The organism is Nocardia sp. CNS-044 (assembly GCF_059570515.1).
This window is the reverse complement of the sequence record NZ_JCANSX010000010.1, coordinates 506,739-520,975: the sequence shown is the minus strand read 5'-3', so window position 1 is coordinate 520,975 and position 14,237 is coordinate 506,739. Positions and strand designations below refer to the sequence as shown.

Here is a 14,237-nt window from a genome sequence, read left to right as displayed (position 1 = left end):
AGCCTCGATCCACCGACGGGTCTCGGGGATGGTCCGCGCGCCCGCGGCGCGCGGACCATCGGGTCTCGGGCGTGAGGTAGCCGCTGGTCTGCCCAGCTTTTCCACTGTTTTTCCTGGTTGTAGGGATGGCTTGCGTGCGATCAGCAGGTCGAGAGTGTAGTGGTGGTGGCGTGCCACAACTGCTGCCAGGCAGCGACCCAGGGCCAGTGAGTGGGTAGGTGCAGCACAGGTTTTCGCTGCGGGCGAGCGAAACGAGCGGGAACGGCGATGATCTTGCGTCGCAGCGTGGTGCCGCGGGCTCTGCCCAGACTCGGGTCGGCGAGCGTGCCGGCGGCGCGCAGCAGATTGTGTGCGATCGCCGCGCACAACACCCAGGCGGAATTCGCGCCGAAACGACCCGACGGCATGTGAGCGAGCGGGCCGTCGATCAAATCCGCGAACACGGTCTCGATGACGGCGTGGCGGCGGTGGGTGATATCGGCGTCGACGGTGGGTTCGGCGGAGTCGGTGAAGAACGGGTGATATCGCCAGACCGGGAACAGTTCGTCCTGGCGGGCGGCGTCGCGGACGCGGCGCACGATCAGCCGGGCGGTGACCGCGTCGGGTTTGGAAGCGAAAGCGGTATAACCGATTTCGGCGACCTCGGCGTCGGAGATCCACTCCCCGGTGTCGGGATCGCGGACCGCGCCCGGATATTTCACCGGAGTCCACGCATCCTCGCCGATCGCCGCGATCGCTCGCTGCACGGCACGGTTCTTCGTGAGTACCAGCGAGAACCGAACACCGGCGCGTCGGCACGCACCGACCACCGCGCGGGTGCCGTAGGCCGAATCGCCACGGACCAGGATCTCGCCGGTGACTCCGGCCGCCCGCGCGGTGGCGACGGCCTGGGCGACCATCCGGCCGGCGCCCTTGCCCGAGCCGGTTCTTCCGGCACGTAACCGCATCCCGGCGATCACCGGCGCCGCGAGATCGGTACTGATCGTGGTAGCCAGCGGCGAAAGTCCTTTCCGGAGAATGCGTTTGCCTGCGATCTTGGTGTGACCGTAGGAGGCACCCTGCTTGGCATACCCGTACACCGGGCGCAGCAGCGAGTCGATATCGACGAATGCCCGCACCCCGGCACCCGGCAGCAACTCCACCCGATCACACAACCGGGCCAGATGCGTTCGCAGCACCGCCTCGAGCTGGCGAGCGTGCCCGAAGGTGAACTCCCGCAACAAAGTTCCGATCGTCGACGGCGCATACACCCGATCGAACACAGTGGCCATGCCGCCGCTGCGCAGCACGCCGACATCGTCGATGCTGTCCGCCCCAGAACACATCCCCGCGATCAGCGTGGCCAGCTTCGGCGCCGGATTCGCCGACCCGGACTCGATCCGCGGTGCGGTGATCATCACGTTCTCCGCCAGCGCCTCTACCAGCCCGGTTCGCTCCGCCAGCCGCATCACCGGCACCAGCCCGGCCAACGCCACGAGATTGTCATCGTCGAACACCGCAGACTCCGCGGCGAACCTATGAGAAACTTGCACTCGAAGTGCCCTTCTGAACTGCACGATTGTTGCCTAGACAACAGCAATCATCCCAGCTCGAAGGGCACTTTCTCATTCAAACAACACCGACGGGCGCAAGCCCGTCGGTGGATCGAGGCTGAGCCGTCGTTCACCGAAAGCGCGGAACGTATCCGCCAGGAAATGCTGGCCGAGCCGAGTCCCAACGAGCTCGTTCCGTTGCTGGGGCAGCTGACAGACAAGCATCGGTCGGCTATATCCACAGTCGAATAGCGCTATTAAACAGACCTATTAGTCGGATAATATTGCAATAGGGACTGCCGCTATAGGGCGCGTATTCCAGCGCAGCTCAGAGGCTGTTTGTTATAAGTTCGTGACACTCATAGGCGGTCGGAAGGCATCTCGTGTAGCCTCCTGATCGGGGCAGCGCGCTCCACCCGACCCGTGGGCCCGATCAATGGATTCAACGGTAAGAACGCATTCGTCCACGGAGTGGGTCAACTATTCTCTGGGGAGCTGAAAGTGAATTCCTCTCTTGCCTTGGAGGCCAATGGCCTCGTCAAGGTTTTCGGAGAAACTCGTGCGGTGGACGGTCTCGAACTTGCCGTGCAGAGCGGACATGTTTACGGCGTTCTCGGCCCAAACGGGGCCGGGAAGACCACCGCGCTCAGGATGTTCGCCACGCTGCTACAACCGGATGGTGGTACGGCACGGGTTTTCGGTCACGATGTCGTGGCCGAAGCCGAGTCGGTGCGCAAACTGGTCGGTCTGACGGGCCAGTTCGCTTCCGTCGACGAGGATCTCACCGGCCGCCAGAACCTGGTGCTCCTGGCGAGGTTGCTCGGGTACCCCTGCGCTACGGCCAAACAGAAGGCCGACGACCTCTTGGACGCGTTCGGCCTCGCCGATGCGGCCGACCGAAAGGCCTCGACCTACTCCGGCGGGATGCGCCGCAGGCTGGACATCGCGGCGAGCGTCGTCAGCACCCCACTGCTCATCTTCCTCGACGAGCCGACCACCGGTTTGGATCCGCGCAGCCGCAACCAGGTCTGGGATCTCGTCCGCGGGGTGGTCGCCCGGGGGACCACGGTGGTGCTCACTACCCAATACCTCGACGAGGCCGACCAACTCGCCGACCGAATCGCGGTGATCGACCACGGCAAGGTCGTCGCCGAGGGTACCCCCAGCGAGCTCAAGGCTTCTGTCGGCTCGGGCGCGCTGCACGTCCGGGTGCGCGACCCGCAGCAGCGGGGCGAAGCCGAATCCGTTCTGGCCGAGCTGCTCGGCGTCTCGGTGCACCTCGGATCCGATCCGGCGACGCTCTCGGCCGCCGTCTCCGATACCGGACGGGTCGCGCACGCGCTCGGCGTGCTCGCACAGTCCGGAATCGACATCGTCAGTTACGCGCTCGGCCAGCCGAGCCTCGATGAGGTGTTCCTGGAACTGACCGGTCATCCCGCCGAAGACGACACCGCCATTGAGAACGAGGAGGATGCGGCGTGAGCACCCCGAACATGACAGTTTCCCCGCGAGCAGGCATCGTCGACCCTCTGGATTCGGTTCTGCTGGCCAACGGGGCACCGCCGCGGTCCAATCCCGTCACGGCCACGTTCGCCCTGGCTGAGCGGGCGCTGCTGAAAATGAAGAACTCGGCAGTCGAAGTCCTCTTCGACATCATGCTGATGCCGATCATCTTCCTGCTGGTATTCCAATACTTGTTCGGCGGTGCGTTCGCCGGATCGACGGACGACTACCTGCAGTACTTTCTGCCGGGCGTGCTGGTCGTCGGCGCGGTGACGCAGACGGCGAGCACCGGCATCGCGGTGAATTCCGACATCGTCAAGGGCATCTTCGACCGGTTCCGGTCCATGCCGTTCTGGCAGCCGGCCGTTCTGGTCGGCACCATGGTCGCCGACTTGGGCCGGTACCTGTTCGCGCTGGTGTTCACCGCCGGTCTCGGGATGCTGCTCGGCTACCGGCCGGAGGCGGGCGCGATCGGTCTGATCTTCGCCATCCTGCTGCTGCTGGTGTTCTCGTTCTCGTTCGCGTGGATCTTCACCGTGATCGGCGTGCTCGCCAAGAAGACGGAAACACTGCTCACCTGCAGCATGTTGTTGATGGTGCTGGCCTTCCTCAGCAACGTCTTCGTCGACTCGGCAACCATGCCCCGCTGGATGCAGTTCATCGTCGACATCAATCCGGTCAGTCACGCGGCGACTGCCGCCCGTGGCCTGATGAAGGGTGACGTGACCGCGGGGCAGTTGCTGCTCGTGCTGTTGTCCTCGGCTGTGCTACTGGTGATCTTCTTCCCGTTGACCATGTACTTCTACAACAAGCGCAGGCGCGGCTAGGTCCGCGTAGGCAACCCGGGGGTGGCATCGCTGCGCGGTGCCACCCCCAGCCCACCTCTCAGCTCAGGCGGACTTGCCGGAATGTGAAGGCGAATGGGGACCGGTGAAATGACCTGGGTGCGGAGTCTGCGGCGCGCCGGTTGAGACTTCTCTATGCTTTCGGCAGCCTGATCACCTGGCGACGTGATCGGCACTCGCCGCGAGCAGGTGTTCGCAGGCGTCGAGCAAGGTAGTGCGCAAGGTTGCGGCTCGCTCGGCGATCTCGGCCTGGCGGCGGACGTACTCCGCACGCCCGGACGGGGTTTCGATGGGGATCGGGGTGTAGCCGAAGTCGGTGAGGTCGTAGGGGCTGGCGCGCATATCGAGTTCGCGTGCGTCGCAGGCCAATTCGAAGCAGTCCAAAACCAGCTGGGAGGGGACCAGCGGAACGAGTTTGAAGCTCCACTTGTAGAGATCCATGTTCGCGTGCAGGCAACCCGGTTGTTCCCTGGCGACCTGGTCGGCGCGGGTGAGCGGCTGGGCGTTGCGGCCGACGGCCTCCGGCGTGAAGAAGCGGAACGCGTCGAAGTGGGTGCAGCGCAACGACATCGCTTCGACCACCGCATCAGTGCCCGCGGATCCCAGCCGCAGTGGCACCTGCCGGTGGCGGACGTCGTCGGTGCGGTAGACCATCGCCCACTCGTGCAGTCCGAAACAGGACAGCTGCGCGGGCCGGGAGGCCGTGGCGCGCAACAGGCTCGCGACGAATTCAAGGGTGTCGCGGCGGCGTGCGAGGTACGCGGGATCCGCCGCGTACACGACCCCCGGACCCCGCCCGGCCGTGCGTTCGCCGGTCAGCTCGTCCGCTGCTACCCGGCCGGTTCCGTCGGGAAGCGCGGCCGGGCCGGTCTGCTCGCTCGCTGCGACCTGGTTGGAGAACTCGGGTGCCGCGGTAGGGCTGGATCGCTCGGGTGCCGCGGCCGGGCTGGACTGCTCCAGCGCCGCGGCGAGGTATGGCCGCTCGCGTATCGCGACTTGGTGGGGGCGCTCAGAAGCACCCGCCGGGCCGGACCGCTCGGCTGTGGCGACTTGCGGGGACAGCTCGTGCGCCCCGAGCTGGCCGGACCACTCGGCCTCCGAGACCCGGCGGTAGCCCCGGGCCCCTTCGTACTCGCGGGCCCCGGCCAACGCGACACCGAACCCGGGATGCCACCGGCGCAACTGGGCGGGCTTGTTGCCGTAATAGGTGAACAGGAAGTCGACCACTGGATGCGTTTTACCGGCGGCCCGTCGCTCCAGATACGGTCCGACGAGCTCGTCCAACCGCGCCCGATACGCGGCGGCGCGCTCGCGCCACTCCGATTCCGCCAGCACCCTGTCGACCGTCACGCCGACTCCTCGCGCGACTCGTGACGATCGGGCGAGATACGCAGGCCGTCCGCGAACCGCCGCCGTACCAACGACGCCGTCACCGAGCGTCGCGCGGGCTGGACGAGTGAAGGCGATCCGGGTGCGAAGTCCGCCGGGCGGAGTCCGGGTGAGCCACCTGGCGCGCATTCGCGGGCGATGACCAGCGGCAGTACCCCACCGTCGCCCATGACGACGGGCGCTGCCGAACCGTCGGTCGGGAACCCGCACGGCGCCACCGCGCGGCGCGGCTGGATACCGCGCTGGACCCCGGTGACGCCCCACGTCATTCGGCGATCCGGTGGGTGGTGTCGCGAACCGTGCCGACGAACTCCTCGACCAGATCCTCCAGCGCGACGATGCCCACGGTGTTGCCGCGGGTGTCGACGACGCGACCCAAGTGGCTGCTGGTGCGGCGCAGACGGGCCAGTGCCTCGAAGAGCGTGGTGCCCGTGCCGACCGTCGGCAGCGGGCGGATGTCGGTGCGCGGGATCGGAGTGTTCGGGCCCGCCGACTCGTCGGCGACCTTGTCCAGCACGTCCTTCACGTGCAGGTAGCCGACCAGCGAACCGTCGCTCGCGCGCACCGGGTAGCGGGAGAAGCCGGTCTCCGTGACCGCGGTCTCGATGTCGCCGAGCGTGGTTCCGTTGCCGCGCAACGGCACCGAGCGGGTCGTGGCCAGCGGCACCATCACGTCGGCGACGATCCGATCGGACGTGCCGAGCGCCTGGGTCAGGCGGCGGTGCTCCTCCTCGTCGAGCAGACCCTCCGAACGGGACTCGCCGATCATCTCGGCGAGCTCCACGCTGGACACGGTGGCCTCGAGCTCGTCCTTGGGCTCGATGCGCAGCAGCCGCAGCGAGAGATTCGCCGCCAGGTTGTAGATCGCGATCAGCGGACGAGCGATCCGCAACCACACCAGGTGCATCGGAACGAGCAGCAGCGCACTGCGTTCCGGTCCGGCCAGCGCGATGTTCTTCGGGATCATCTCGCCGAAGAGGATGTGCAGGATCACCACGATGGTCAGCGCGATGGCGAAGGCCACCGGATGCAGCAGCTGGTCGGGCAGGCCGAGCAGCTCGAACGGCCCCTCCAGCAGGTGCGCGACGGCCGGTTCACCGACGCGGCCGAGCAGGATCGAACAGATCGTGATGCCGAGCTGCGCGGCGGCCAGCATCATCGACAGGTTCTCACCGGCCCGAATGACCGTGGTGGCGTTGCGCTTGCCCTGGGCGGCCAGCGCCTCGAGGCGGTCGCGCCGCGCGGAGATCAGCGCGAATTCGGCGGCGACGAAGAAGGCGTTGCCCGCGAGCAGCACCACCGTGAGCAGGACACCGAACAGATCACCCATGGCTGTGCTCCTGCGACGTGTGGGCGATCAGCGCCTCCGGGGTGACGGGGATCAGGCGGACGCGGTCGATGCGGCGGCCGTCCATGCGTTCGACCTTGGCGATCCAGCCGCCCTGGTCGGCTTCGTACGAGTGTCGGTGGCTGGCGTTCGAATTCGGCAGCACCACCTCGTCGCCGACCACCGGGATGCGGCCGAGACCCGTCAGCACCAGGCCGCCGAGCGTTTCGTATTCGCCCTCGGGCGCGTCGTAGCCGGTGGCGCGGGAGACCTCGTCGATGCGCAGCAGGCCCGAGCAGTCCCAGCCGTCGGAGACCCGCCGCACGTCGCGCTCCTCTTCGTCGTGCTCGTCGCGCACGTCGCCGAGGATCTCCTCGATCAGGTCTTCCATGGTGACCATGCCCGCGGTGCCGCCGTACTCGTCGACGACCAGCGCGACCTGCATACCGTCGGCGCGGACGCGTTCGAGCACCTCGTCACCGTCGAGGCTGGCGGGCACCACCGGAACGGGACGCGCCAGCAGCTGCAGCGGGATGGTGCGCCGCGCGTTCGCGGGATGGGTGAACGCCTGCTTGACGTGCACCACGCCGAGGGTGTTGTCGAGATCGCCGTCGATCACCGGGAACCGCGAGTAGCCGGTGCGGCTGGCGGCGGCGATCAGGTCGGCGATGGTGTCGGACTTGTCCAGCGACTCCACCTTCACCCGCGGCGTCATCAGCTCCTCGGCGCTGCGCTCGCCGAACTGCAGCGAGCGGTCCATCACCAGCGCGGTGCGTTGATCGAGCGCGCCGCGCTGCGCCGAGGTGCGCACCAGCGAGCCGAGCTCCTGCGGCGAACGCGCCGAGCGCAACTCCTCCGCGGGCTCCACGCCGAGGCGGCGCACCACCCAGTTCGCGGTGCTGTTCAGGAAGTGGATCATCCACTTGAACACCACCGAGAAGCCGACCATCGGGCCCGCGGTCATCCGCGCGGTCGCCATCGGCTTGGCGATGGCGATGTTCTTGGGCACCAGCTCGCCGTAGATCATCGATAGCGAGGTGGCCAGCACCAGGGCGAGCGCTAGTGAGACGCCGTTGGCCGCACTCGAGTTCAGGCCGATCGTGGTGAACACCGGCGCGAGCAGTCGCGCGATCACCGGCTCGGCGATGTAACCCGTGATCAGCGTGGTGATGGTGATGCCGAGCTGGGCGCCGGACAGCTGGAACGACAGCGTGCGGTGCGCCTGCCGGACCATCCGCGAGCGCACGTCACCGGTGCGGGCGTGCGCCTCGACGGTGCTGCGTTCCAGGGCGGTGAGAGAGAATTCGGCCGCGACGAACAGCGCGGTGCCTGCGGTGAGTGCGACGAACCCGACCAGGCTGAGAATCGTGAGGACGGTGGACACGATCAACACCGCCCGCGGAGCGCGGAATCACGGGACGCGCGGGGACGAGCTGGTTCGGGCTGGCTTGCTGCGAGAAGGAGAGCGCCGGGTTTGTCACCCGGCTCGGTAGAGGAGCCCTCCTGTGCGGCGCCCTCGGACGCGGGTGACAACTTGTTCCTTTCGGCATGCGGAATCGTGGCGCCGGGCGGACCCGGCAACCACCATGTTACCGGCCGACGCGGTGAAGCGCGTCGGCCGGTAACGGCGCTGTTCGCGTGTCGGTGCTCACCATCCGCTGGGCAGCGGACGTCCTTCCGCGAAACCCGCCGCGGACTGCACGCCGAGCACGGCCTTGTCGTGGAACTCGGTGAGGGTGCGGGCGCCCGCGTAGGTGCAGGCGCTGCGCACGCCGGAGCAGATGTGGTCGATCAGATCCTCCACGCCGGGGCGCTCGGGGTCCAGTCGCATACGCGAGCTGGAGATGCCCTCCTCGAACAGTGCCTTGCGCGCCCGATCGAAGCCGCTGTCGGTGGCGGTGCGCGCGGCGACGGCGCGCTTGGAGGCCATGCCGAAGCTCTCCTTGTAGGCGTTGCCGTCGCGGTCCACCCGGAGATCGCCGGGGGACTCGTAGGTGCCCGCGAACCAGGAACCGATCATCACGTTGGACGCGCCCGCGGCCAGCGCCAGCGCCACGTCGCGCGGGTGCCGGACACCGCCGTCGGCCCAGATGTGCACGCCGAGTTCCTTTGCGGCGGTGGCGCATTCGGCCACGGCCGAGAACTGCGGGCGACCGACGCCGGTCATCATCCGCGTGGTGCACATGGCGCCGGGGCCGACACCGACCTTGACGATGTCCGCGCCCGCCGCGGCGAGATCGCGGGTGCCCTCCGCCGAGACCACATTGCCCGCGACCAGCGGCACGCCGAGGCCGAGATCGGCTACGGCGCGCAACGTTTCGAGCATCTTCGCCTGGTGGCCGTGCGCGGTGTCGATGACGAGCAGGTCGGCGCCCGAGTCGACCAGCGCCTTGGCCTTCGCGGCCACGTCGCCGTTGATGCCGACCGCGGCCGCGACGCGCAGCTGGTCGTTGCCGTCGACGTTGGGCTGGTAGATGCCCGCGCGGATGGCGCCGGTGCGGGTCATCACGCCGGTCAGCGAGCCGTCCTCGGCGGTGAGCACGGCAAGATGCGCGTGCTCGGACTCGAGCAGATCGAACAGTTCGCGGGGGGAGGTGCTGGCGGGCGCTTGCACGAAATCGGTGACGGCCACCTCGCGCAGCCGGGCGAAACGGTCCACATCGGTGCAGGAGCCCTCGGTGACCACGCCGACCGGCTTGCCGCCCTCGACCACGACCAAAGCTCCGTGCGCGCGCTTGTGCATCAGCGCCACGGCCTCGGAGACCGACCGATCCGGGTCCAGCGTGACCGGGGTGTCGGCGGTGAGCGAGCGGCTCTTGACGAACGCGATGGTGTCGGCGGCCGCGCTGATCGGCAGGTCCTGCGGTAGGACGACGATGCCGCCGCGCCGCGCGACCGTCTCGGCCATGCGGCGGCCCGCGACCGCGGTCATGTTCGCCACGACGATGGGGATGGTGGTGCCGGAACCGTCGACGGTCGACAGGTCCACGTCGAATCGGGACGCGACGTCGGTCCGGTTCGGGACGAGGAAGATGTCGTCGTAGGTGAGGTCGTACGGCGGCTGGTGTCCAGGGAGAAACTGCACTTGACCCATACTAACCGTGAGCTCGGGGTTGCGCGGCGATTCTCCGGCGCAGCGGGGCGCCGGTCCCAACTGGCGGGACTGGGCGTCCGTGTGTCGGACTCGTCGCCGGTGCTTCGAGCGGACAACGCCGACAGGGGATCGGCACCGGCCCGTGTGCGACTCGAGTCGTCAGGCGGCGGCTTGTGCGCGGGAGAGTTGGATTGTGGTGGCGCACATGACGACTACGGCGAGCGCGGTGATCAGCACTCCGAAATCGTTGGTGCGCAGGTTTTCGTCGAGCACGGTGAGGCCGAGGAAGGCGGCGGCCAGCGGTTCGGCGATGGTGACGGCGGGGAGGGACGCGGTGAGCGAACCGGCTTGGAAAGCGCGCTGCTGGAAGTAGACGCCGACCAGGCCGGAGGCGACCAGCGCCCACGTCTGCCAGCTGCCGAGGACGTGGCCGATGCCGTGCTCGAACAGATCGGTGACGTAGGAGGTCAGCGCGGCGGCCAGCCCGTACAGCGCGCCGCCCGCCGCGCCGAACAGCAACGCGCGGCGGCCGCGGTCGGCGCTGCCGAGCGCGACGGCGACCGCGGCGACGATCGCGCCGAGCAGGACCGCCAGCGGGACCACCCAATCCCGTAGTGGCGCAGTCGAATCGCCTTCGGAAGGATTGCCGACGAGGAGGAAGCAGGCCAGCGCCGCGACGAGCGCCGACGCGGCCGCCCAGTTGCGCGCCCCGACCCGCCGTCGATTGAGCCGCGCCGACAGCGGCAGTGCGAACACCAGCGAACTGACCAGAATCGGCTGCACCAGCAGCACCGGCCCCAGCGCGAGCGCCGCGACCTGCATCCCGTACCCGCCCACGTCCCCGCCGACACCGGCCCACCACCGCGGACTGCGCACGAGCGCCCCGACCAGCGACTGCTCCTCCGGCACCGCCGCCGCGGCCCGCTGCTGCGCCACCGCCGCCACCGCGAACAACAACGCGGCGACGAGCGCGCAAACCACGGCCCCCAACGGATGATGCGGCATCAAAGCAGTTTGCCCCGAATTAGCGGACCTGCCGATACGCGGGCACCCATTCGGCGCGTCGCCCATGCATCCCGGGCGTGTCGCGCCTGCCATCCACCAGCTACCGGCCGAACAGCCGCAGTGCTCGCGCGAGGCGTGCGAGAGGTGTGCGGGACACGCCGAGCCGGGACCGTGTGTCGGTGAGCGAGACCCAGTGCGCGCGAGGTGGTCAGCTGCTGCGGCGGCGCTGGCCGCCGGTGCCGCGGCGACGGGGCTGGCCCGTGGTGTCGCGGGTCGGCGTGGGGTCGGCGGAGCGGCGGCCGGAGCGAGTGCGGGGGGCCGGAGCGGAGCCGTCGGAGCGGGGCGCGATGCGGTCGCGGGTGTCTGTGCGACGGCGGTTCGGAGCCGACGTGCCGTCCGCGGTCGATCGGCGCGCGGGTTCGACTGCGTGGCCGCGGCTTTCGGTCGAACGAACACCGTCGGCACGTACAGCAGCGGTGCGTCCATCGGACTTCGTCGCCGCGGCGGCTCGAGGTCCGCCGAGCTTCGCACCTGCGGCAGGCCCACGGCGGCTGGACTTTCCGCCTGTGGCAGCCCGGTTCCCGGTGGTATCCGCACCCGCGGCGCTCCGGTTCCTGGTGGACTTCGCACTCGAGGACGCCCGGCGTCCGTTGGACTTCGCTGCCCCGCGTTCGCCTGCCCCTTCGGACTTCACCACTGCGGCGCCGGGCAGGATGATCGGAACTCCCGACGGCCTCCGCGCACCCGTGATCGCGGCCAGCTGGCGATCCCCGGGTGCGACCTCGAGACCCTCGATATCCACCCCTGCCTTGCGGGTCATCTTCTCCACGTCGGTCCGCTCCACCTCGGTGACCAAGGTGACGACGACGCCGTCCTCGCCCGCGCGGGCGGTGCGGCCCGCCCGGTGCAGATAGGCCTTGGGCTCAGCGGGCGGGTCGACGTGCACGACGAGGGAGATACCGTCGACGTGGATGCCGCGCGCGGCGACGTCGGTGGTCACGAGCACCGGGACGCTGCCGTCGGCGAAGGCCGCGAGCGTGCGCGTCCGGTTGTTCTGCGCCTTGCCGCCGTGCAACGCGCCCGCCGCCACACCGGCCGCGCGCAGCTGCTTGGCCAGCCGGTCCGCCCCGTGCTTGGTGCGCACGAACAGGATGGTGAGCCCGTCGCGGGACGCGATCTCGGCGACGACGTCGCGTTTGTCGTTCTTGCGCACGTACAGCAGGTGGTGCGACATGGTGGCGACAGCGGCCGACGGCGGCGCGGTGGAGTGCGTCACCGGCGAGCGCAGGTATCGCTTGACCAGCTTGTCGACCTCGCCGTCCAGGGTCGCGGAGAACAGCAAGCGCTGACCGTCCTTCGGCGTCCGGTCGAGCAACTTGGTGACCTGCGGAAGGAAGCCCATGTCGGCCATGTGGTCGGCCTCGTCCAGCGCGGTGATCAGCACGTCGGACAGGTCGGCCGAGCCTTGCAGGATCAGGTCCTGCAACCGGCCGGGGGTGGCGATGAGCAGGTCGACGCCGCGCGCCAACCGATCGGCCTGGCGCTTGATCGGCGAGCCGCCCACCACCGAGGCGATGCGCAGGCCGAGCGCGAGCGCGGGCTCGTCGAGCGCGCGCTCGATCTGCGCGGCCAGCTCCCTGGTCGGCACCAGCACCAGTCCGCGCGGCCGTCCCGGTTTGGCGGCGCCGCCCGCGAGCCGCGCCAGCATGGGTAGCCCGAAGGCGAGGGTCTTGCCGGATCCGGTCGGGCCGCGGCCGAGGACGTCCTTGCCCGCCAGCGTGTCCGGGACCGTCGCGGCCTGGATGGGGAAGGGCGCCTCGATGCCGTCGCGGCGTAGCGCCTGGACGAGCGGAACGGGCAGGCCCAGATCAGCGAAGGTGACGCTGGGCGCCGCGGCGGCGGGCGAGGGAGTCAAAGGGTGGGGGCCTTTCGTGTTTCGACGTGCGCGACGACTGCTCGGCACGCGAACGGGCGCGGCGGACCGCGACGTCCTGAACGGGGTGAAGCGAGGCGACCGGCGCGACCGCCGGATCGAGGAGGTCAGTGGCGGAACAACCGACTGAGTTCGACCAGCCAGGGTACCGCGACGGCCAACGTGGGAACGACGAGGATGGCGACCGAGCCGAGGTACGCGGCCGAGGCGATCCGGAAATCGCCGATCCGCCCGCTCAGCCGCTGGATGCGGATCAGCGTGGTCGGCCCGCCCGCGGCGAGCGCGCCCTGCGGCGCGGTCGACTTCGCGCACGCCACCAGTGCCCGCGCGAGCGGTTTGGGACCGGTGACCTTGACGGCGGAGTCGTCGGCGAGCAACTCGATGAGCAGCTTGACCGAGCCGAGCGCGGCCTTGCTGCGCACCACCCGCGGAAACGCCTCGTGCACCGCGGTGAACGCCTCGAGCACCAGATCGTGCCTGGCCCGCAGGTGCGAGCGCTCGTGGCTGACGATCGCCTTGACCTCGGAGTGATCCAGGTTGGTCAGCGTGCCCGCGCTGAGCACGACCCGCTGGCGCAGACCGGGCAGGCAGTAGGCGATGGGTTCGGGCGCGGCGAGCACCCGGATGTCGTGCGCGGGCCGGTGTGGACCGCTCTGGTCGAGCAGGTCGACCAGCATCCGGTGCCGTGCCCGGCGCCTGCGGGTGTGCACCCCGACCCGGATCACCGAGAAGATCAGCCGCGCGCCGATCAACAGGGTCAGCGCGAAGACGGTGACGTAGGCCAGCCACAGTGGCAGGCCCAGCGCGTCGATTTCGCGGGTGGGGGAGGTGGTGGGACGTCCGTCGGGCCCGGGCACCAGCAGTTCGGCGGCGATGGCGAGACCGGAACCGAAGGCGCTGAGCACGGCGGCGAGCGCGATGGCCTGCCACAACACCAGTGCCGCGCGGGGTGTCCGATACGGCCAGGTCGCGCGGCTGAGCAGCGCAGGGGCGGGCCCCGCGAGAAGCAAGGCGAGACCGGCGAAGACCGGCGCGGTTGCGTTCATCGACTCAGCTCACTGCGTTGTGGGGCCTGGCGCTCACGGCTTTGTGAGGCCCGGGGGCCGTGCGGCCATCCCCGATACTACTTGGGCGGTGGTTGGTTGCCTTCGGATGCTTCGAGCTTAGCGAGTGCCTCGCGGAGCGCATCCGCTTCGTCACGTCCGACCTGCTCCACGAAATGCACCAGCGCGGCGGCGCGGCTGCCCGCGGCGTCGGCCTGTTGCAGCGCGTCCACCATGAGCGAGGCGACCAGTTCGTCGCGGGTGTGCACGGGCGCGTACCGATGCGCGCGGTCGTCACGCCGCTGGACCACCAAGTTCTTCTTGGCGAGTCGCTGCAACACGGTCATCACCGTGGTGTACGCGAGTTCGCGGCGCGCGGCCAGTGCCTCGTGCACCTGCCGGACGGTCTGCGGTTCGTCGCTCGACCACAACTGGTCCATGACCGCTTTCTCGAGTTCACCGAGTCCTGCCATTCCCCAAGTTTACGGACCCAACGACACGAATGCGTACTACACCCTGTCGTAACTGTCCGGTAGCTGTGTGGTATTGGTCATACCTCGCGAATC

The 14,237-nt window shown here is 69.1% G+C and carries 9 protein-coding genes and 2 pseudogenes; 2 read left to right on the top strand and 9 right to left on the bottom strand.

Features of this window, described 5'->3' with window-relative positions; genetic code table 11:
• Positions 1-140: 140 nt before the first annotated feature.
• Entirely contained in the window at positions 141-1,532 is a 1,392-nt protein-coding gene (locus tag T333_RS28320; protein WP_496423424.1) for an IS1380 family transposase, read from the bottom strand.
• A gap of 495 nt (positions 1,533-2,027) precedes the next feature.
• On the opposite strand from T333_RS28320, the gene T333_RS28315 reads away from it, so the two are divergent.
• Both T333_RS28315 and T333_RS28310 read left to right on the top strand, forming a co-directional pair.
• A complete protein-coding gene (locus T333_RS28315) occupies positions 2,028-3,014 on the top strand; it encodes an ATP-binding cassette domain-containing protein (RefSeq protein ID WP_357250055.1) in 987 nt (328 codons plus the stop codon).
• Positions 3,011-3,862, top strand: a complete 852-nt coding sequence (locus tag T333_RS28310; protein ID WP_357249246.1) for an ABC transporter permease — start codon at positions 3,011-3,013, stop codon at positions 3,860-3,862. Before T333_RS28315 ends, T333_RS28310 begins: the two co-directional genes overlap by 4 nt.
• Positions 3,863-4,033: 171 nt before the next feature.
• On the opposite strand, the pseudogene T333_RS28305 reads toward T333_RS28310, so the two are convergent.
• The 8 genes and pseudogenes from T333_RS28305 to T333_RS28270 form a co-directional block, all read right to left on the bottom strand.
• Positions 4,034-4,654: pseudogene (locus T333_RS28305) on the bottom strand (3-methyladenine DNA glycosylase); the annotation flags it as partial.
• Between the two features lie 880 nt (positions 4,655-5,534).
• Positions 5,535-6,599 (bottom strand): hemolysin family protein, encoded by a 1,065-nt coding sequence (locus T333_RS28300; RefSeq protein ID WP_355003677.1) that lies wholly within the window; start codon positions 6,597-6,599, stop codon positions 5,535-5,537.
• Positions 6,592-7,980: a hemolysin family protein gene (locus T333_RS28295; protein WP_496426393.1), complete on the bottom strand. Its 1,389-nt coding sequence runs from the start codon at positions 7,978-7,980 to the stop codon at positions 6,592-6,594. The genes T333_RS28300 and T333_RS28295 overlap by 8 nt, the downstream gene beginning before the upstream one ends.
• 264 nt (positions 7,981-8,244) lie before the next feature.
• Complete coding sequence (locus T333_RS28290) at positions 8,245-9,681, bottom strand: GuaB1 family IMP dehydrogenase-related protein (RefSeq protein WP_355003675.1); 1,437 nt, start codon at positions 9,679-9,681, stop codon at positions 8,245-8,247.
• 168 nt (positions 9,682-9,849) lie between these two features.
• Positions 9,850-10,695 (bottom strand): DMT family transporter, encoded by an 846-nt coding sequence (locus T333_RS28285; RefSeq protein ID WP_496426392.1) that lies wholly within the window; start codon positions 10,693-10,695, stop codon positions 9,850-9,852.
• Positions 10,696-11,296: 601 nt separating this feature from the next.
• Positions 11,297-12,610 (bottom strand): annotated as a pseudogene (locus T333_RS28280) (DEAD/DEAH box helicase); the annotation flags it as partial.
• Positions 12,611-12,735: 125 nt separating this feature from the next.
• Positions 12,736-13,674, bottom strand: coding sequence for a M56 family metallopeptidase (locus T333_RS28275; protein ID WP_355003672.1), 939 nt, complete (start codon positions 13,672-13,674; stop codon positions 12,736-12,738).
• Positions 13,675-13,751: 77 nt separating this feature from the next.
• A complete protein-coding gene (locus T333_RS28270; protein ID WP_067778283.1) occupies positions 13,752-14,144 on the bottom strand; it encodes a BlaI/MecI/CopY family transcriptional regulator in 393 nt (130 codons plus the stop codon).
• Positions 14,145-14,237: the final 93 nt, after the last annotated feature.

What these genes read in the sequence shown, in the direction of transcription:
- T333_RS28270 (WP_067778283.1), bottom strand. Translation starts at nt 14,144, where the DNA reads ATGGCAGGACTCGGTGAACTCGAGAAAGCGGTCATGGACCAGTTGTGG.
- T333_RS28275 (WP_355003672.1), bottom strand. Translation starts at nt 13,674, where the DNA reads ATGAACGCAACCGCGCCGGTCTTCGCCGGTCTCGCCTTGCTTCTCGCG.
- T333_RS28285 (WP_496426392.1), bottom strand. Translation starts at nt 10,695, where the DNA reads ATGCCGCATCATCCGTTGGGGGCCGTGGTTTGCGCGCTCGTCGCCGCG.
- T333_RS28300 (WP_355003677.1), bottom strand. Translation starts at nt 6,599, where the DNA reads ATGGGTGATCTGTTCGGTGTCCTGCTCACGGTGGTGCTGCTCGCGGGC.